Source organism: Rhizobium sp. CB2179 (assembly GCF_057653455.1).
Genome location: NZ_JBYGKR010000006.1, coordinates 26,717 through 46,782 on the forward strand (window position 1 = coordinate 26,717; position 20,066 = coordinate 46,782).

Annotated in this window: 15 protein-coding genes; 8 read left to right on the plus strand and 7 right to left on the minus strand. The window is 57.8% G+C overall.

Features of this window, described 5'->3' with window-relative positions:
* Positions 1-342 precede the first annotated feature (342 nt).
* The 5 genes from AC244Q_RS35650 to AC244Q_RS35670 all read right to left on the minus strand — a co-directional run bounded on the left by AC244Q_RS35650 (position 343) and on the right by AC244Q_RS35670 (position 8,686).
* On the minus strand, positions 343-1,899 hold the full coding sequence (locus AC244Q_RS35650) for a S1 family peptidase (RefSeq protein ID WP_128406734.1): 1,557 nt from the start codon (positions 1,897-1,899) through the stop codon (positions 343-345).
* 12 nt (positions 1,900-1,911) lie between these two features.
* Positions 1,912-2,853, minus strand: a complete 942-nt coding sequence (locus tag AC244Q_RS35655; RefSeq protein ID WP_128406735.1) for a lipase family protein — start codon at positions 2,851-2,853, stop codon at positions 1,912-1,914.
* Positions 2,854-3,063: 210 nt separating this feature from the next.
* A complete protein-coding gene (locus AC244Q_RS35660) occupies positions 3,064-4,854 on the minus strand; it encodes a di-heme-cytochrome C peroxidase (RefSeq protein ID WP_128406736.1) in 1,791 nt (596 codons plus the stop codon).
* A 52-nt stretch (positions 4,855-4,906) separates the two neighbouring features.
* Positions 4,907-6,970, minus strand: coding sequence for a catalase family protein (locus AC244Q_RS35665; RefSeq protein WP_245460500.1), 2,064 nt, complete (start codon positions 6,968-6,970; stop codon positions 4,907-4,909).
* 45 nt (positions 6,971-7,015) lie between these two features.
* The gene (locus AC244Q_RS35670) at positions 7,016-8,686 is read right to left on the minus strand and encodes a c-type cytochrome (protein WP_245509814.1); all 1,671 of its coding nucleotides are present in this window, start codon (positions 8,684-8,686) and stop codon (positions 7,016-7,018) included.
* Positions 8,687-9,736: 1,050 nt separating this feature from the next.
* Here AC244Q_RS35670 and AC244Q_RS35675 point away from each other — a divergent pair.
* Both AC244Q_RS35675 and AC244Q_RS35680 read left to right on the plus strand, forming a co-directional pair.
* A complete protein-coding gene (locus tag AC244Q_RS35675; RefSeq protein ID WP_164902318.1) occupies positions 9,737-11,566 on the plus strand; it encodes a caspase family protein in 1,830 nt (609 codons plus the stop codon).
* Positions 11,567-11,583: 17 nt separating this feature from the next.
* A complete protein-coding gene (locus AC244Q_RS35680) occupies positions 11,584-12,528 on the plus strand; it encodes an alpha/beta hydrolase (protein ID WP_128406738.1) in 945 nt (314 codons plus the stop codon).
* Between the two features lie 62 nt (positions 12,529-12,590).
* Here the strand turns inward: AC244Q_RS35680 and AC244Q_RS35685 are convergent, their stop codons facing one another.
* Positions 12,591-12,890: a hypothetical protein gene (locus tag AC244Q_RS35685; protein WP_128406739.1), complete on the minus strand. Its 300-nt coding sequence runs from the start codon at positions 12,888-12,890 to the stop codon at positions 12,591-12,593.
* Here AC244Q_RS35685 and AC244Q_RS35690 point away from each other — a divergent pair.
* The 6 genes from AC244Q_RS35690 to AC244Q_RS35715 all read left to right on the plus strand — a co-directional run bounded on the left by AC244Q_RS35690 (position 12,889) and on the right by AC244Q_RS35715 (position 19,760).
* Complete coding sequence (locus AC244Q_RS35690; protein WP_245460503.1) at positions 12,889-13,116, plus strand: hypothetical protein; 228 nt, start codon at positions 12,889-12,891, stop codon at positions 13,114-13,116. The genes AC244Q_RS35685 and AC244Q_RS35690 overlap by 2 nt on opposite strands.
* An 11-nt stretch (positions 13,117-13,127) precedes the next feature.
* A complete protein-coding gene (locus AC244Q_RS35695) occupies positions 13,128-13,283 on the plus strand; it encodes a hypothetical protein (RefSeq protein ID WP_245460505.1) in 156 nt (51 codons plus the stop codon).
* A 589-nt stretch (positions 13,284-13,872) separates the two neighbouring features.
* Positions 13,873-14,784, plus strand: coding sequence for a DUF3616 domain-containing protein (locus AC244Q_RS35700; RefSeq protein ID WP_128406740.1), 912 nt, complete (start codon positions 13,873-13,875; stop codon positions 14,782-14,784).
* A 112-nt stretch (positions 14,785-14,896) separates the two neighbouring features.
* A complete protein-coding gene (locus tag AC244Q_RS35705) occupies positions 14,897-16,456 on the plus strand; it encodes a DUF2272 domain-containing protein (RefSeq protein WP_128406741.1) in 1,560 nt (519 codons plus the stop codon).
* Positions 16,457-16,670: 214 nt separating this feature from the next.
* Positions 16,671-17,630: a Tle-like phospholipase domain-containing protein gene (locus AC244Q_RS35710; protein ID WP_164902319.1), complete on the plus strand. Its 960-nt coding sequence runs from the start codon at positions 16,671-16,673 to the stop codon at positions 17,628-17,630.
* A 72-nt stretch (positions 17,631-17,702) separates the two neighbouring features.
* Positions 17,703-19,760: a hypothetical protein gene (locus AC244Q_RS35715; protein WP_128406743.1), complete on the plus strand. Its 2,058-nt coding sequence runs from the start codon at positions 17,703-17,705 to the stop codon at positions 19,758-19,760.
* Between the two features lie 107 nt (positions 19,761-19,867).
* On the opposite strand, the gene AC244Q_RS35720 is transcribed toward AC244Q_RS35715, so the two are convergent.
* The gene (locus AC244Q_RS35720; RefSeq protein ID WP_128406744.1) at positions 19,868-20,059 is read right to left on the minus strand and encodes a hypothetical protein; all 192 of its coding nucleotides are present in this window, start codon (positions 20,057-20,059) and stop codon (positions 19,868-19,870) included.
* Positions 20,060-20,066 lie beyond the last annotated feature (7 nt).

The window sequence follows — 20,066 nt, forward strand, 5'->3', positions numbered from 1 at the left end:
TGACAGCCGTAATTTTCCTCTTTCGCTTCATCCGCCGTGAGTTGGTCCATCGAGTTTGATCGTCTCTCCACGGCCCGGAAGCCGCCCGGTTTGTCAATAGCGCGAACGCGATGCCAACGCGACTGCTTTAGACGCAAATGTGGATATAGCTTAGCCCGCGTATCGCCATACCGGCCTGCGGTTCATGCAATGCCGTAACGTGAGGCCCGACAAAATGACCGCACCCGATCGCAGCTCAAAAAAGCTCGATGCCTACTTGCATAGCCGGGAGCATCCACACATGCACGCCGGAACACAACCTTTACACATTATGGGCCGCGGTTTTCACGGCCCCTTGTTTGTCTAGATAGCGCCTGCTGTACAAATACTCTGTATCCAAATGCCTTGGTTTGCAGCCCACTTGTCAGTTCTCCCGTTCAGGCGCCGCAGACCTTCGTCTCTATCACCCTTCTGGTGGAGGGCAATTACCTGCCAGTTTCTAGCATTGAAAACGGGGCTACCTGAACTTCCGGGCTCAGTAGGAGCCGTGTATTGCACATGGCGTACAGAATTGTCTACCGGCGTGCCTTCGTGAGGTCCTTCGTGATCGATCAGGTGATTATGCTGCAACGAAAAAGCTAACTCTCCGCCATTGGGGTAGCCAATCACGTAGACGCGTTGAGTCCCATCTCTCAGGGGAAGCCGCGGCGCAAACGACAGAGGTTTGACGGCGGGTATCATGCCGTCGATACTCAACAAGCTCGCATCGAGATGCTCCTTAGGCCAAGTCTTATGCAATTTCGAAAAGCCAAATGAGATATTTTTGTCGGCTGCCTCAAAGACAATCTCGACCTCCTCGGGAAAGCAGGCTTTATCGCTTGGGTTATCACTGACTACATGGGCATTCGTAAGCACGCAAATCTCATCACCGAGGGCCGGAACTACATCGCCTCCGCGAACTATAAAACCCGTGCCAACTCTCGTATTCACGCCTTTCATCCTGACGACACCAACGGATTGAGCGGACTCCATACCTCTCTTCACCCATTCGTATGAGAGTGGACCGTCTTTGCCGAGAATTGACTCAAGTTGGCGGTCCGAGGGAGCAGTCGCCTCGGCCAAAGCCTTCACGTCCCCGGCAGGCAGCAAAGCGACATCGAAATTTCGAGTAAGAACCGCCGCGCCCATCGTTTGGATGATTCCTGCGCCCTGGTTGCTCTGGGTACCAAGCTGCCACAGATCGCGAAGCTGTCGAGTCACCGCACCAAGAGTTTCGGCGCTTGTAGTTTTATTCTGGACGATTCTTGCCAATTCGGACTGCGCACGATCCAAGTCATTGAGAGCTATGAACGCTTCCGCTTTGGACGCGTAAAATCGTGCTCCTCGGAGCCCCTGCGGGGTTCTGTGAAGATCTTCCAAGACTATCGTTGCGAGCTTGATGCGATCAATATCGACAGGGACAGGGACATCAAATTGCCGAGCAAGGGTTGCCAGACCGATAAGGTTCAAGCTTGAGCGAACCCTTGATTCCGGGTCGCTATCATACTGGCGCCGGTAGGCTTCCATGGCATTTGCGATTGCTTCTCCTGCACCGGAAACGCCGGCTTCGGAGGCCTTCATCGCGAGTTCTTTCCACGCCCTTGCACGTATCGCCTCGGAGATTTTCCCGTTGGTATCGTGCTTATGGACGAATTCTGCGAGCGTTGATGCCCCGGTCGAGAGACCGTTATCGACTAGGTTTTGGACCTGAACGCCTCTAGCTAGCAGATCTTTCACATCTGTTTTTCTTATAAAGTCAGACACTGACTTCAGGGTGTCTGACCTTTGCAAGGCCTTAAAGTGATCAACGGCGGACACAATCTCTCGAACGCTGAATGTCTGTTCGGAAACGGCTGATTGTGGCGGCTTTGGTTCTTTCATCACGGACTCCCGTCACAACGCTAGCAGCTTTTCGACGCCTTTCCGCAGGTCCGGTGCTCTTAGGTATTTCACTATGCTGTGACGCCAGGCGCCTTCGTTGAGGACCGCCACGTCCTCGATATCTCCCTTCCCGTCGCGTTGATAGTCGTTTTTAAGAAAAGGGTCGAAGCCCGCCACTGGATCGAGACGATCAAACACATTGACCCATCCACCTTCGACCCGCTCGGACGGGAATCCATTTGGCCGGGACCATTCGGGACGCAACTTGTCTTGGATCTCATCAAGGCCGAGCGAGCTTCCGATTGTCATAAACCCGTCAATTTTCTTTATGCCTGGCACGCGTTTGAGGCAATCGTACGCAATCACCGTGCCCATACTGTGGCTAACGACAATTTGCGGCTCACCTGATTTGGATCCCTCGGCAACTGCTTTCACGAAGCGTTTCCTAATCTCATCCTGAACTTTAAACGTGGTGCCGGGTCGCGGAGTGAACTCCACATTAAATAGGTAGTGATGGACGTCGCGGAGAAACGTTTCCATAAACGCTTTCTTGATAGGCCAAGGCAGTGGGATGCGCTCATAAGGCATTCCATCAAGTTCGCGGTTTGGCGGGATAGCCTCCACTGTCTCAGCAGCAGCGAGAGTTCCGCCGAGTTTCAAGGCCAACCCGCTGATAAAAGATGCTTCATCAATAGTGGCGGGAATAGGTGTGCGCGCAGTCGCGTCAGCCTCCACCTCTTTCGCAGTCGTCGCCTCGAAGCTTTCATAGGCGGCAACATTGGGATCTGGATCGGCGTACAATACGTCTGCCCAGTACACCATAGACGAAGTCACGCCTTCGCCACCCAGATCTATCCCGCCGGCTCCTGTAGCGAGGCTGCGTAACCAGATGTCATGCAGTTCCTTGGCCTTCGGCTTGTTGCCGATCCCATGAATAAACGTCACGTGCGTCATTGTATCTCCCTCAGCCTATTCCTTCTTAATTGGTGTCATTTTCAGAATAAAACTTCAAGTGGTGCATTTACACTTCACCATCGTTTGAGACGCGAACAAAGCTGAAGGGTAATAACAGGAAGAAGAAATGGCTATTCGCAGGATGCGCACTCCATCGCCGTTTGCCTCTGCGCGCGGCGATGTCGTGTTCACGCGGCTCCTGCCAGCTGCCTACAATGTCTTCAGGTACGCGATAAGCGCCACCTTCTCATCCGGCTTCAGTGCCGGGCCGATGACGCCCGGGCCGGGGTTGTCGCTGAATTCGTGGCCGGCATTGCTGTTGCCCAGCTTCGAGGTGTCGAACTTGAAACCGCCCTGGAGCTCCTCCGTTCGGTAGCCGACCTTTTCCGGATCGTATTCGCGATTGCCAAGCCAGAACGTCTTCGGTCGTTCGCTGGCCGGGGATAGCAGGGCATCGATGGTCGGCACCGAGCCGTTGTGCAGAAAGGGCGGTGTCGCCCAGATGCCGTCGAGCGGCCGGGCCTTGTAGGCGAGCGGCGCCTGGATGCCATTCTGGCGATTGCCGTTCATGATCTCGCGTTGCTCCGGCGGCATCGGCGGCGTCTGGCTGCCGTACCAGCGAGCGCTCGTCTTTGCGACGAGCTCGCCGAGCGCGTCGCCGAAGGAGTCGGTATCGATGCCGAGCTCGGCGGGAACCTTGACCTTGCGCTCCGCCATGCCCTTTGCCTGGGCTGGGTCGGTGCCGATTTTCTCGATTTTGATGGTGGGAACGCGAAGATAACGCTCGCCGGCTGGATTCTCGTCCGTCCAGTGCTTCTGGTCCCAAAAGCCCTCACTGCCGACCGGTGGCAGATGGCAGCTCTGGCACCGCTCGGCGTAGAGCGCGGCACCCTTGGCCGCGAGCTCCCTATTGATCGGCCCCAACAGGTTGGACGGCCAGCGCGGCGGACGCAGGCCGGTAAAGCCGGTCTCCGCGGTCGGTTGCCTGCCGGCCAACTGCTGCTCGATTGCGAAAATTGTGTCGACCTTCACCGTCGAGGCAAAGAGCGGCTGCTCCGGCTTGGTGAGGTTGATGAAGGCTCGGACCCCCAGCGCTTCGCCGGCATTGCGCACCATTGGCTGCATAATCGAGGCATTGTATTGGACCCAGTCGAACCAAGAAGTGTCCCAGATATGCGGGAAGGCGACCGGCGCGGACTGGGCGGCGTAGTTCTCCGGCCGGTCGAGATCGAGCGAGAAGACCTGGTTGCCGATCCGGTTGAGCGCATCCAGCCGGCCGAATCCCTCTTCGATGCTCTTGGCGGCCACTTTCTTGTCGAGATCGACTTCGATCTTGCCACCTGCTAGCGCCTTGTCGAGCTGCGTCTTGAGCCCGGCCTTGGCAGCGTCATCCGCCTGCGGCCCGAGCACTGCCGTGGCGAAGCGGTCGAAACGGAAAGGCGCGTAGCGGGTGAATAGCAGGGCCAGTCCCGTCGCCTTGCGCAATTTCCCGAGATCGGTGAGCGCCGGGCCGCCTTCGATGATCACGGCGGTGCCCTTGTAGGTGAAGCGGCCGGTGTGGCATGCCGCACAGGTGAGCCCAACGGTGGTCAGCGGCTTGCCGGTTGCCGGGTTGACCCACGGTTGGGCGGTTTTGGGATCAACGAGGTCGCCGCCATGGGCGAAGCCGACCGGAAGGCCGGTTGCATCGGCCGTGATGAAGCCGAAGCGGTCGAGATAGTCGCTGGACAGGAGGGGCGGCCCGGCCGTTAGTGTGAACGTGGGCTGCTCCAGCGCCGCCAGCCATTCGTAAGGTATCGAGAAGGTCACCGTGCCCTGGTCGGCATGGTGCATCCACTCGCGTTGTGATTGTGACCAGTTCTGCTCGAGCGAAGTGACCTTTTCCACCTTCGGATAGTCAGGAAGATCGACGCTGAACATCCGGACTATATAATAGAGGCCGGCGGCGACCAGCACGATGACCCCGAGCAGGATGGGCCAAAATCGCGACTTGCGTTTCATCGTCTCCACCCCCAAAGCGTTGAAAACGCCTGCTTCAGCATGGCGCGGCCCTCTAATTGTTCTGAGGCGATGGCACGGCGGCCCGTGCCGCTCGCGCGCCCGGATAGACAATCGCCCGTGCGTGGCCGAGCGATGCGTAATCATCGGGACTGGTTGCAAGAGGAATGCGAATGCATTCCGGGCTCCGATTCGGATTCAACTCTAATCGGCTCACGGCCGCCTGGTCGTCCATGACCTCGGTCAGGCGAATTTCGAACATGTCCGCCCAGGGGAACCAATATTCGTTCCACGGCTGGGACGGGTCGAATAGCTCGTGATTGCCAATCGGCGGCGGCGGCGCGTCACGCAGCTGCGCCTGTAGGATGTAGCGCACGTCGCTGTGCCTGACGCGATGAATGAAATCCTTGCGCAGGAAGTCCGGAGCCCGGTCGTCGTCTGGGGTCGCGTCCATGGACGGATGGCCGTCGGCCCTGAATTCCGGGCGCGGCAGCCCGCGGTCGGGGCCGCGGTCGGCGTTGATCAGCCGGAAGCGGACATAGCGGCTGACGCCAGTCTTGTCGGTGAATTGGAAACAGACCCAGGTGTGATACTGCGAATCCGTGAACGAGCCGCGGATCCGGTAAGCCTCGCGCAGTTGATCGTCGAGCATCAAGCCGGACTCGACGAGCTTTATCCTGTCGTCGTCCGGCGTGTGGACGAAGGTCGAGAAGTCGCGGATGCTACGCACGAAGAGCTGCCGGCCGGCATTCATCAGAATGTCGTAGAAGCCGTCGCCATCGGTGCTGGCTCCCGGCGCGAAGAACTTGATCGAGGCGGCGACACCGTCGCGGGCGCGGTCGTCGGCGCGACCGCCCGGCGAGGAATGGCGCAGGATGATCGGGAAGACGCGGCCAGGCACGAAGACGTCGGTTTCAGGGAAGCCGGCGGGCGTGATGCAGCGCGCCTCTCCTTTTGCCACGACGCCGTAAGTGTGCGTCGCGCGCCCGTGCTGGAGATTGGCTGCCATGAAATTGAACGTCGCCTGTAGCTTAGCAAGCACTGCCTTGAAGTCGGCGTTTATGCCGGCGGTCAGTTCCTCGGGTGAAAGGCGCATGTTGAAGCTCCAGTGTTCGTTGCCGGTCGGCTCGCGACGAACGACCTGGTTGGTCTCGTGCCGGAGGCCGGAGCTGCTGAGATAGACCCGCCGGCGGACCTCATTGATCTCGCCAAGCGGCCGGTGTTCAGGCATCGCGTGCCACGGCGTGAAGGAGAGGTTTTCCCCGAAGGCGAGCTGCGCTGTCGAGGTGAAAGTCTGCGGTGGTATGGTGATGCGGGCGACCGGTTCGACCGGAGTCGTCCATTCGACGGTTGGGTTGTTGATGGTGCTTGCGCTTGTGTCGTCGTTGAGCTGGACGCAGAAGTCGAAGACCGCTGGCCGCGCCGCCCGGGTGATATGGCCGATCATCGCCTCACGCAGATAGCCGGCGCCGCGGGCCTCGGAAGGAATGGGCGAAACGAGGTTTTCCTTGGTGGGAACCACGGAATAGCGGCAGACCTGCGCGTCGTCGAGTCCATAGGCATAGGGCACCTGGCTCCAGTAGCGTGCCGCAAGCGGGCTGTCCTGCACCTGCTGGCGAAAGCCGAGAAGCACAGGCAGGTCCTCGGGCCGGTTTTCCTTCAACCATGCGATGAATGCGAGCGGCGGTTCGCCGCGAGGCGCCGACTGGGCGAAATCGGCCATGAATCGGACATAGTCGCTGGTGTTTCTGATGAAAAACACAGGCTTGTCGGCCAGAACGAAATCGTGGGTTGCGGCGTCCTCCTCGCCTTCCAGAATCTTTCGGCCAGCGACCCCGGTTAGCTTGATCGCCATGCCGTGAATATCAGGCTTGGTGTCGTCGAGCTGCGCGCCGTTGGAAAACCGGATATAAGCCGTGTAGGCCTTCGGCTTGGCGAAAACCCCGATCTTGAGGCGCTCGGGAAGGTCGGCAAGCACCTCGAAGGTCGCAAAGACGCAGCCATGCTGCTTGTAGTGCTGGCCACGCAGGCCGGGGCCGGTACTGCGCATTAGCAGCCGCTGCAACTCGTCGATTTCGGCGATCCCGGCATCAATGTCGGGCGAGGCTGTTTCGGTCATTACACCAGTCCTCCAGACTGCGAGTGGGTGAATGCGGGGCCGGTGCTATCGGGTCTTCAGATATTCGATGAGGTCCTTGAGGGCGTCGGCATATTGCGGGCCGCTCCAGTCAAGGCGACGGAGCTTGCTATCGACCACGAGGTTGCGATCGTGGCCCGTACCGGCATGGCCGTCCTTTCGCGTGTCATAGACGGTCAGCGTCGGCGAGGTGTCGGCAACGAGCCCGGTAGCGGCCGGATCCCAGGCGTATCCGACCTTCGCGGTGTCGTATTGGATCGCGCCGCGCAGGAATTGCGTCGGACGGGTCGCGGGCACCAGGAGGTGGTACAGCGTTGGAACGGAACCGTTGTGCAGGTAGGGCGCGCGCGCCCACACCCCGTCAAGTACCTCGGCGACATAGCCCTGGCTCTCCGGCGCCGTGCGGGCAGTGATCACGTCTTCGCCCGCCATCCGGCAGGGTCGGACGTCTTCGCCCGTCGGGGTGCGATAGAGGAAATCCTGATCGTGGCAGCTCGCCTGGAAGCCGGCGGCGAAAAGCTGGAACGCCGCGCCGTTGAGGACGGCCGCGCGGTTCATGTCCGTGCCGATATCACGGAACTGGTAGATCGTGTCGTTGTGCGGCCTGTGGCACACGGCGCAATTGTCCTTGAACAGCACTTCGCCGCGCACAGCGCTCGCCATATCGACGTCGAACGGGAAGGGGGCCGGCGGCAGGCCTTCGAGGAAGTTAGCGACGACGCCGGTATTGACGAGGTCGATCTTGGAGGGATCGCCGACGATCGGAAGCTGCGCGGCGATGTTGCGCCAGAACGCCATCTTCACGCTGCCGTCCCACTGGGCGAGCGCGCGCGCCTGTTGGTTCCACACACTCGGAATGTCGGTGATGGTGGCAAATGGTGGGATTTCTGGATGAACGCTATCCTTAAATGCTGTGGCGTCGAAGTTCCGGTTCAGGCCTCCTGCGGCGTTCGGCTGACATTCGCCGGGGGGCATTGCCTTAGCGACCAACAACTGGAATATGAGGTCGCCGCTACCGTCCTGCTGTCCGGTGCTGAAGCCGGAAAAGCCGGGTGCGTTCCAGTTGCCGTAGCTCGTCTGTTTCTGAAGCTCGATCCCGGCTTCGCGCTGAACGGTGCCGCACGCAAAGGTCGCCAGAATGCCGACTAGACTCTTCTTTACGGCGGCGCGTTGGTCGGCTTCGACATTCGGCGTGAAATTCAGAAATCCGGGCCGGCCGAAATAGGCGGGAGGATAGAAATATCCGCCCGGTTTGGCATCGATGATGGCGGCGAGGCGCTCGGCCGACGCCTTGATCTTCTCAGGGGTGGAGAGGTAGGCCGCCACTGTTCGCGAGTAGGCATCCCGCCACTTGCGCACGTCCATCTTCGTGTTCGGCGCACCCTCGACGACCACCGGCCCATCTGGCGTCTGCACTTGTCCGACGTGGCAGGCGCCGCAGGCAAGCGTTACCACATCGAGCCCAGGCTTGGCGAAATCAATTTCTCCCAAAGGATTGCCGTCGGCATCGAGCGGGCGGCCCGCGGCCGAGGCGATGCCGAGGCCGAGCGGCAGAGGCCGCGATTTGTCTTCCGGATCGGAAAAGAAGCCGAAACGCCCGAAATTCTCGTCGTTCCGTCCCCAGATTTCGGGCGCGAGATCGGGCAAGACGCGCTGGAGCAAGTAAGGCACACCGGTAAAGCCATTGCCCGCGTTCATGAACCACGACGAGCCAATCGGATTTTGCTTTCGATAGGTGGTCCGCTCGGCGTCGCACCCTTCGCGTATATCTGTCCAGGTGATCGTCGAATTTGCACTCAAGTCGTCACGTGACGAACAGGCGGGACTTGCTGCGGCTGGCCCGTGGCTCGCGAAAACCCAGAGTGACGCGCCGCTTGCTAGCCCCAAGGAGCGCAAGGCGAAAGAGAGACGTTCTCTATATGGAGACGGCATTCCGGACCTCGGTCTGAGCTTGCGCGGAACTGACAGTTTGATAGGGCAGATTTTGGGAATGCCGGCACGTGAGAGCGCGTCAAGGATTGAAATCCCTGCATGCCGTGTATACACGCATAAGTGATAGCATGAGCCTGGAGGATTGCAACTCTTAAAACAAAAGCAGGCTGTGTGGGGTCTCGATTACCGCTGCGGCTGCATACGAGGCGATGGAGCCAGGTTAACGCAGGGGCAGATTACCAGCTAGATTTCTCGGTCTAGGTTGAGCTTCTGCGAAATTCATTGACAACCAAAGGCTGTTGCGGAATATTCCTTCCATATTCTTCTGCTCTATTTTCCTGGTGACGCTAATGACGTTCATCGAGGGATGCGATGCTTTCGTGGCCAGAAGATTTGTTAGGAAAGGCAGGTTTATTCCTCAAGCATCTGCGCATTAGCTGCCTTTTCACGGAGTAACGCGATAGCCGGTCGGTACTCTTGCTCCGCTGGTTGTCGTGCTCGCTGGGTAGATGCCGTCGAACAGATCATTCTACCTACCAACGTCAAAGCAGCAGCGATTGACGCCGTCCTCTTCCGTCACCTTGTACGGTTGGAGGCATGAGTTGCGCGTGACTGAGCGGCATACAGTCAATGGCAACCTGTGGTGGCGGGGCTGGACTGCAAGTATCGAGCGACAATCCCGCAGACGAACCTTTACGTCAGACGCAGCGTAGATGGCTAACTGGCGGCCTCGTTGATTTTCGAAGTTACCTCACTTCGGATGCCGAGGTGGGTAAATGGAAGAAGCCATTCTCTCATGCCTTAAGGACTGAGCCAATGAAGCGACGTCAGTTTCTTTCTGCCACCGCAGCTTTGAGTGCATTTGTTTTGGCTTCGCATAAAGCGCTCGGGCAAGAAGGCTTGACGAGGGGTGCAATAGTGATCGGCGTCGACATGGTCGACGGACTTCCGAAACTCACTGCGACTGACAGCGCCAAGGCGGTGGCGACCTGGCTTGGCTCGGAGAATTTCGAGGTTAAGCTGCTTGCCGATGACGCCGGCAAGGTCACGCTGCAAGGGGTTTTTGACGCTGTTGCCGATTTCGTCAATCGCGGCAACATGGATATGCTGGTGATCTATTTCGCTGGGCACGGGTTCATGAGCGGCGACAACGAGTGGTGGATGTTATCCGGTGCTCCTGTCAATCCGAATGAAGCGATAAGCTTGTTGGAAAGCGCAGTGCTGGCGAAGGACTGTGGGATCCCCAATGTTATTTTCATCTCGGACGCCTGCCGCTCCTCGCCCGACAGTTTGAACGCCGGCCGAGTGCGGGGCGGCTTCATATTTCCGAACAATGGACCTTCGACGAGTATTGCAGATATCGACAAGTTCATGGCGACGCGCGCCGGTGGCTCGGCGTTTGAGTTGCCTGTCGCCGATAGCGTGCGCCAGGGCTATCAGGGAATCTTCACGGCCTGTTTTCTTGAGGCGTTTCAGCGGCCGGAACCGGATATGGTGCACACTTTGCAGGGCGTTGGTGTGGTGGTTCCAAACCGTGCTCTCAAAAACTATCTCAAGCGAGAAGTCTCCCGCCGAGTTCAGCAACAGTCGATAACCTTGCGGCAGCTGCCCGATGTCGAAGTGACCTCGAATGACGACGTGTACATTGGCAAAGCGCATGTCGTCACGCAACAAACGTCGTTCGACATTAAAGTGGTTCCGTTGAACTCGGTCGTCGATCTTGCTCTGGAAAACATTGGAGCGAAATTTAACAATGATGCGCTTTCGTCATCCAATCTATCCGCTAATGTGTCCAAAACCGATGTCTCCAACTATTCGGTGACCACGGGTTTCGACGCGACTAAAGATCTAATCCTCTCTTCAATAGCACCCTTGAGCTTCGAGTCGCAGACTGGTTTCTCAGTGATGGGAGCTGTTGCTGCGGAGGCCTTTGCGCTGGGAGGCAGCAAAGCAACAATCACCCGTGGTGGCGATGGAACCCAGTCTGCTCTCGTGAGGATCGACCTGGCACCTGGAAGTCCAGGTGAGACCGTGGTTATTCGTTTTGCTGATGGATCGGGAACGGTAGCGGCTGCCATAAAGGGGTTTGTCGGCAACATTGTCGCCTCTGATGCAGGTGTCAGCAATGTCAGCTATGTCCCCTCTAGCAACAGTTCGCGATGGTCCGAATATGCGGGCGAGGGCAAACGTTTGAATGAATTACACGCGGTCGTAGCGTCGGCTGCGTCGCTCGGTGCCTTCCGTATCGAGGGGGATCGGGCAACCCGCGCGATCAAGGGTAGGAAGATGGGAGACGACATTCGCGTTCTCAAATCTGTAGATCCGACGCTTGGCGTTTATGCCGCCTATGCCTATTGGGATGCCGATCTCATCGAAGATGTTCGTTCAGTCTCGCAGTTCATGAGCGGCGACTTAGGGCTGGGTTTGTTCGATGTCGAAATGCTTGCGTGGAAGGGGAGAAGCTTGGTGGGTAAAGTAATCCCTTTTTGCCCCATGCTAACGCAGGGATGGGAATTCTTGCGCGTGTTGGGACTGTCTTCGCCGCAGCTGGACAACCTCAAGAGGCATCTGAAGCCGTCATTGTGGACGACTTTCGACGCCGCAGGGATGGACCAGCTGGTGGCATCCGCTCAAATCGTACCTTGAAACTTGGGAACTGTTCCATGATTAATCGCCGTACATTTCTGACTTTGGCGTCGGCCATCGCCTGCATGCGAGGTATGAACGCCGAGGCTGCAGCTCCATTGCGGCTCGTGTTCATCCACGGCCGTAGCCAGCAGGGCCTGGATCCGGTGGTATTGAAAAAAACGTGGAGCGACGCGTTGATATCCGCGCTGGCGATACAGAACCTCAAACTCCCGGCTTCTATTGATATTGAGTTCCCTTATTACGGAGATGCGCTGGACAAATTCGTCAATCAATCGAAAATTCAAGTTGCTTCCCAGGTTCGCGCCCGAGGAAGTGTTCAGCAGGACGATTTCTTGGCATTCCAGGCGCAGGTAGCAAATGAACTCGTCGTGAACGCTGGCGTGAGTGATGCGCAAATTGACGCCGAATACGGAAATAATCCAAAGACCCGTGGGCCACTGAACTGGGAGTGGGTACAGGCGATATTGCAGGCGCTCGATAAGCATGGCGGCGGACTAAGCGCTGATGCGATCGAGGCATTCACGCGCGATGTGTACCTTTATCTCACCTCCGATCTGGTGAGAGACCAAATTGACAAAATCGTTCTGAAAACGATGAACCGCGAACCGACGATCGTAGTTGGCCATTCACTGGGCTCGGTCGTTGCTTATAACGTGCTGAAGACAAACCCAGATTTCAAAGTCCCGATGTTGGTAACGATTGGCTCGCCGCTAGGCATAAGGGCTATCCGGACGCCTCTCAGCCCGATAGGCTTTCCAAGAAGCGTCACCAGTTGGTTCAATGCATACGATACCCGGGATGTCGTAGCGCTAAATGCCCTGGACAGTGCCAATTTCGCTATTCGGCCACCGATCGAGAATTATTCCGGTGTCAGGAACGGTACATCCAACCGGCATGGGATCACCGGATATCTTGGTGACCCGACGGTCGCTCGCAAAATTCACGAAAGTTTTGTGTAGATCGTGAACAAACAGACGTGGGATGGATACGCCAATGGGTAAACGGCCCGCTTACTTCGTGTTCAAGAGCTGGCCGGATCGATGCGAAGGTGCCGACGGACCTGGAACGCTTGCGCTGGACAGCCTCGGACTGTTGAACTTCCAAGATCACACTCAGTGCTTATGCGGAACATCGCCACTGCGCCGTTTTCATCCGATGCACGCCTCTCGTAAATGTACTTCTCATCATTGATATTACAAATCTTTTCAAGTCCACACGCGCCGTCGCCATCACAGTATTCATTACCCACTTTAAGAACGATGATCTCCGCGCCTTCGATTTCTTGAAGAGGAATGCACCCACCCGTTTTGAAAATTTCCATGGCAGCAGTCGTCCCGGATTCCGCACGTTCCGAGCGGCGCTGCGCTAACCCTCCTGCGGCTGCCCTTTTAACCGGTCAAGCCGTGCGCGAACTGGCGCCGGCGCGGGAGCGCCTTCGCCTGGTATGCTCATTGTTTTGGAGCGCCTGGACCGTATGGAACGTGGTTCAGGAAATCGCCATCAACGGCGGGCTGAGGGGCGTCGGCCGCGACGATCTCTGCAGGTGAAGTCCCGCGCCGTGAACGGCATCGATCAGGATATCAAGCTCAACAAGGCCCTTTGGCTCCTCGGCGAAAGGATGGCGGCGCTGAAGGCGCGAGCAGGCAAGCAAATGCGCCGTCGAAACAGGCGGCGCAACGCCCTCGCGCTCGGTCTCTTTGTGTTTGCAAGGTGAGAGCCTTGGCCACCGATGCTTGCCGTTTGCCTGCCCGTCACCGCATCGAGCCACCTCAATAGAATAGAAGCGTTTAACTATTCATTATGGAGGAAATACTTCCCGAGTGGAAGCTGTCAATCCCAACAGCCTTAGAAAAGATCGATCAAGAAGAGCCGAGAGAGAAAGGCAGACCTAGATCTGAAACAGGAAGAATTTTGCGCACCTACTTTGGATCACTGACGAGCCTGTGCCCAGAGGAGGTCGGGGCCGAAACTAAGTTCTTAAAAGACAAAAAGTATGTTTCCGGGACAGGCACTGCGGAGAGTCATATATCTTTTGTATGTCGGTATTATATATTCCGCTTTACTACTTGTGTTATTTAAAATATTTGCTATGATGCAATCATATGTAGCATAATTCAATCGCCTTCGCCTTTACTATTGCGGAATGGCATCCCTTCGGATGCTTGGGAGGGAAGCTGGGACGTCGGCCGTTTTCTACAGGACGGCGAACGGACGCTACTGATTTTATCTCGGCTGCGGTGGATGCTCGTGGGATTCAAGAACCGGTTCAAGTCAGCCGCAGTGGAGCGCTGATAGGGGGAGGCATGCGATTCCAGATCTGGTTATTAAGTGTGCTATTGGTTTTGCCTGGGGCGGCGTCCGTTTCAGAGCTCGCTGACGCGGTTCACTATAAAGGTCTGTGCGAGGCTTCAGCCGCCACGTACATAGATGACAATCATTTCGTCGTTGCGAGCGACGAAACAAATATTCTGCGGCTTTATACGAGAAATGACCAGTCCGAGGGAGTCCCTGTCGATTTTCAGGGCACAAGTGGATTTGACAAATCCGACGTCGAAGCTGCCGCCCGAGATGGAGACGTCGTCTATTGGATTAGTTCGCACTCGCTTAACAGCAGCGGTGAGGACAAAGACAAGCGCAAGATATTCTTTGCCACAAAGGTTGTCGCCGCAGGCAATGCAGTCAGCCTGAAATGGGAGGGGGAATTCCTCCGGCTTCGCGACGCGATCCTTGGCGTGATCGGCGACAGGAAATCCGAGCTTAATATCGAGGGACTGGCGACGGCTCCAGATGGGGCGCTGTTGATCGGTCTTCGCGATACAATCGACGACAAAGCTGTGGTGATCCCATTCGCCAATCCTGCCGAAGTTATCAGCCATCCTGAAAGAAGTGCCGTGCTTGGAGAACCCTTCCGCCTGGATCTCGGTGGGCTGGGTATCCGCAGTGTCGAATGGGTTGATGACCACTACCTGATCGTTGCCGGACCAGTTTCCGATGAAGGACCATTCGCGCTGTACCGCTGGCTTGGCGGGAAATCATCGCCTGAGGAATTGAAGGCGCCGGCATTCGGGTCGTTGCGGCCGGAGGCGTTAATGCAGATCCCTGGCTCAGGGATGGTTCAAATCCTCAGTGATGATGGCTCGCAGACCTGCGACGACGAAAAGACTCCGCTTTCGCAAAGAGCGTTCAGAAGTACCGAAATCAAACTCGGCAACTGAAGCAGCAGCATTCGACGGCATTGCATTCAAGAACGGCGATCTGTGCTCAGATTTCGCCGAAGAGAACGCGTTGCCTTCACGCCACACTGGCCCCTTACTTTAGGAGAGTTCAATGAGCATCAAAGAAGAGATCAAGTGGTTCAAGACCAATTTCGCGTCGGACATTGTGCCGGCGCTGGCCGGAACGCCCCTGTCTTTCGACTTGATCTGCGCCATTGCGTTTCAGGAGTCCGGTGAACTCTGGAGCAAACTCCGACTGCACCTGCCGCGTGAGGAGATATTGAGATTGTCTGTCGGCGATACGCTCGACACGCCGAACCGTAGCGCCTTTCCAAAGAACCGGGCCGAACTTGTCGACGCGAACCGCGGTGGGGAAATGTTCGACTTTGCACATGGGCTGCTTGGCGAAATGGCCGAAGCCACCGGTATCGAGGCGTATCAAAGGGTGGCGCGGCGACCGGAGAAGTTCGTCCACGGTTATGGCATCTTCCAATATGATCTGCAGTTTTTCAAAACCGACCCCGATTTCTTCCTCGATCAGCGTTGGCAGAACATCGACGCCTGCGTTGACAAAATGGTCACGGAGCTCAAGCATGCTCTCGGCCAACTTGACCTTGACGATAGGCAATCGCTGACGGATCTGGAGTCGGCGTTCACTGCAATCGTTTATAATACGGGCTTTGGCAATTTCAGGAAAAGTAAGGGTCTTCAGCAAGGGCATTTCGACGGAACGCATTTTTATGGCGAGAACATCGACCAGTTCATCAAGATCGCGCGGGAGATTCCAAACCCGGCGACCGGGGATGCTCCTGTCCATATCATGGTCGCCGCCGCAGTCGTTGCTGAACCATCGATTGTAAGCATTGCCAAGGCGGAATTCGATCGGTTCAACGGTATCGATGAAGGCGACGAGCCGCTGCGAGGACACATCGCAGATTATTATGAGGCTGGGGGCGGCAGCCGCAATCTCAATCCCACGCTCAACGACAATGCGTGGTCCGCCGCGTTTGTATCCTTCTGTGTCAAGAAATCAGGTGCGACGCCGCAACAGTTTAAGTTCAATTTGAGTCACAGCGTGTTTGTTCACGCCGCCATCGCAAATGGTGACGCGCATACCGGCGTATTCCGCGGTCATCGTATCAGTGAATATGCGCCGAGGCTGGGAGACCTTATTCATCACAATCGGGATGGTGCTACACTGAGTTTCGACTTTGCCCAGCGAAACACTGGTTACCCCTCGCACAGCGCCATCGTCGTCGGCTTCGAGACACGCAATGGCGTGCGGCATGCCGTGACGATCGGCGGAAACGAGGCCATTCCTCACGGGACCGGCACAGTCGGAAAAAAGTTCTTCGCGCTGGACGTTAACGGCTTTCTGGATCAATCGGCGATCCGGTCCAAGCTTATCTGCGTTGTCGAGAACGTGCTGGCGGCCGGCGCGCAGGCTGTGGTGCCTGGCGCGTTTGTCGTCCGGGTGCGGACCGACCTCAAACTGCGGGGCGGGCCTGGACCGGAGTTTCCGATCATCAAGGAACTGCTCGACGGCACGCCTCTCAATGTCCTTGAATTCGAGGAAAACACGAGGGGTCGATGGGCGCTCGTAGATCTCGAGGGCGATCGGGTGAAGGATGGGTTTGTATTCGCAAAGTTCATTGAGCCTGCAACGGTGTGAGATGACGCTGTGCCCTCTTCGGCCGCCCGAAGAAGCCTGACGGTCTCGGGCCGGATGCATGCGCAGCGCCGAGGGCCTTAGACCATCATCCATGATTATGTCCCTTTGTCATAAATATGAGAGCCGTCGCGTTGAGAGGTGGGGGTTATGCAGATTGCCGATCAGGAGAAGGTTGTTTCAGATCGGACTGGTCCAGTATGCGGAGATCAGATCAGTGACGAACGGTTTTAGCAAAAGCGTATTGCTCGGAGTGGCTCTTCTTGCCACCCAAGCATGTCAGGTGCCGCGGGATACGAGGATCATTGTTCGCGATCCTGATCCGTCTCGCAAAGCTGTTGACATTTGGCTGCGTGAACCTCGCGATCCAGCCTTTGTCCACCTGTCAGACTACGCTCTTCTTGCGGCGGCGGCCTATGATGAGAGGCTGGCAGGGGGCGCCTATTGTCCAGCTGTTGTGGTGCCTCGACACCGATGGAAACAACTTCCCGACTATTTGGAGAGCGACCCAGTAGTCGAAACTCCCGGCGGCCCTATTAAGATCCGAGGACTTGGCTATCAGCTCTGGCGCGATACGGAGGCAACTGACCAAAAACGGCTAGCGCTTGTTTTCCGAGGGACCGATCTCGGTGAACTCGGAGACTGGATTGCTAACTTGAGGTGGCTGACGCGGCTAAACCCCTTCACACGCGACCAGTATGCCCAGACCCGTGATCTCGTTGAAGCACTGACAAGCCGTGTAGATAAGGACTTCGGCCCGAATGCTGAGATAATAGCAGTTGGGCACTCGCTGGGTGGCGGGCTCGCTCAACAGGCTGCGTACGCCTCCCCGCGCATACACACCGCTTATGCATTTGATTCCTCACCTGTCACAGGCTCGACGAGCGCGGACCCAAGAGTAAGTGCCGCCAACAGAAAAGGCGACCATATCTTCAGGATCTATGAACGGGGCGAGGTTCTTGCACCCCTCCGTTCAATACAGCGGCAACTAAAACCGATCGGAAAAAACAATCCCAAGGAGACGGAACTGCGGTTTAATTTTCGTTCGACGTTCCGATTGGGTAATCCCGGTTCGGGTCCATTTAGCCAACACAGTATGAAACAGCTTGCCTGCGATATCATCTGTTGGGTCGATATGAAGGGCGATGAAGACCAGTGCGGCCCGGCTGTACCATAACACTGAAATGTATGCGGTTTCTGCAGTGATTCAGGCACGCTCGTGCACCGGCGGACCGCGGAGGAGGATATTATGGCAGCAAGCTCAGTGAATGCCGCAGCCCGTCGGCTGATGGATCCTGCCACGTGGCCCGCCGGGCGGCTCGTCCTCCTGGGGCTCGCTGCGCTAGTTCTTTGCTTTTACCTCGCGGCCGCCTCCGGACCGAATGTTGGGGAGGTCACCAGCACGGAATGCGGGCAAGCCGAAACAACAGCCAAACAGAGCCTGACCAAAGCTGACGCCGCTAACGACCGGGCCGGTATCCTGCGCATAGTGCGCGTGATGCCGGGGGAGACGGAGCCCGGCCGGAATATCTGCGTCTTGGTGGCCGGCGTCGTCTCCAGGGAAACGGTGGAGGAGCGGGGAAACGACGTCAAGCTAATGCAGGAAGCGCTGACCGCGAGCGAGGCCAGGCTTACAAAGGCAACGGACGAAGGCAAGCCGGCCAGCGAGATCACCCAGTTCCAAAGCGCTGTTGACAAGCCGAAGACCGATCTCCGCACGGCGAAGGCCGCGTACGCGAAGCCGCTCGATCCGGTGCCACTCTCTGTCTTTCTCAATGACAAGCTCGCGCCGTTTCTCAAAGTGCAGGCGCACGCGACTGACGCAGTGCAGCGGCTCTACTTCCCCCTGTGGACGCCCGAGGACGCGACCGACCCTGCGGCGAAGTTTTGGCAGGAACTGTTGAGCGAGGTGGCATTTGCCAAGCCCTTGGGCAAGCGTCAGATCGATATCGGCCTGTCGCACGCCGGATCGACAGCTTCCATCCCCGAGACCGCCCGGAACGGCACCATTGACCAGATCACGATGTACGTTTTCTCGCTGAGCCCGGTGCTCGTCGGATTGCTTGCTTTGGCCCTGCTTACCGCCGCTTTCATCGCCTATGCCGCGCGGACGCCGCTCCTCCGCGACAACAGCTTGACCTGCCGAGATGTTTTGGATCGGCTCGAGGCGGTGAGGCTCGAAGAGAAGCGACGGCAGCGCGAGTTCGGCCTCGCCGACACCGACCTCGCCGCAGCCCCCGGCGACGCGGACAAGTTCGCCGCCTACGACGCCGCACGGAGTGCCCTCGTTGCCGCCAGAGCGGAAAATGGCAGACTAGAGACGGTTCTCGACGTTGACCCTGCGCACAGAAACGCAAGGGTGCAGCGAATGAGGCTGGAAGACCTGCTCATCAAGCCGCAGGAGGAGGTCGCGAGGCTGCGGGCCCGACGGAACACGGCGCAGGCAGCCCGTGATGCGGCTGGGAAGACCTTCGACGAGGTAAGCGGTCTGACCGCTGCGCAGGCTGCGCTTGACCAAGCAGAGGCTGCCCTCACTGCCTCGCCCGGTGCCTCGACGCAGGCACGCGACGACGCCAAAGCCGCAAGAGATCGGATCGTCTCGACCAATGAAACTCTGATCAAGGCAACCGAAGCAGAGCTCGAGACTGCCGGCACGGACATCAAGGAAGCTGTATCGGGTATTAGGCAAAAGCAGGCCGGAATTGACCAGGTCGCGCAGCAATTGAAGGACGCCGAGAAAGCTCTGGATGACGCGCAACTTGCAGTCGGCCCAGCGGCCGGCAAGGTGGCCGATATCCAGCGGAATTACTCCACATCGCAATTTGCAGACCGAGCCATCGGCCCCTACAGCCTCGGCCGCACCCAGATGGCCTTCTGGCTCTTTCTGGTGATAGCCGGCTATGTCTTCATCGCCATGAGCTTCGACCTTTACTACGGCCTCCTTAGCAACGAGATCCTCTGGCTTCTCGGCATCAGCGGGGCGACCGGTCTCGGGTCTGTCCTTATCAATGCCGGTACCACCGAAGGCCGCACATCTCGCGGCTTCGTTAGCGACGTCCTGAGTGTCGATGGCGCGCCGCAACTGCAGCGCATCCAGGCGATCGCCTGGACTCTGATCCTGGGGGCGCTGTTTGTGTGGACCGTCGCACGCAACTTTCGCCTGCCTGTCTTCGACCCAACACTGCTCCTGTTGATGGGGCTGGTGAGCGGGCTTTACCTCGGCTTCAAGGCTCAGGAGGAGGCGAAGGGGGACGTCGCCAAGGGAGACGCAGCCAAGAACGGGAGCAAGAGCGGGGGAACGCCCTGAAGCGACCGACGCACTGGAGGCGGCGCGTGGCCCTGCTGCCAGTGTCGGCTCGGGGCCCAACCGCCTATGTTGCTGCGACCCTTTTCGTCAGCGCCAATTCGATCGCTTCAACTCGCCGCTGAAGACCTGCGGGCCGCATTGGCATCAACTGAGGTGGTTTGGTTGACCAGCATGTCAAAGACGGTATCGGCATGGGCATCATATTCGTCTTGCGCTTCAGGAATGCCCGACACGCCGATGGGGTCCCACTCGGTGAGCATTATTTTCCGAATGATAGCTCGGTTGGTTTTGCGATCCATCGTTGAT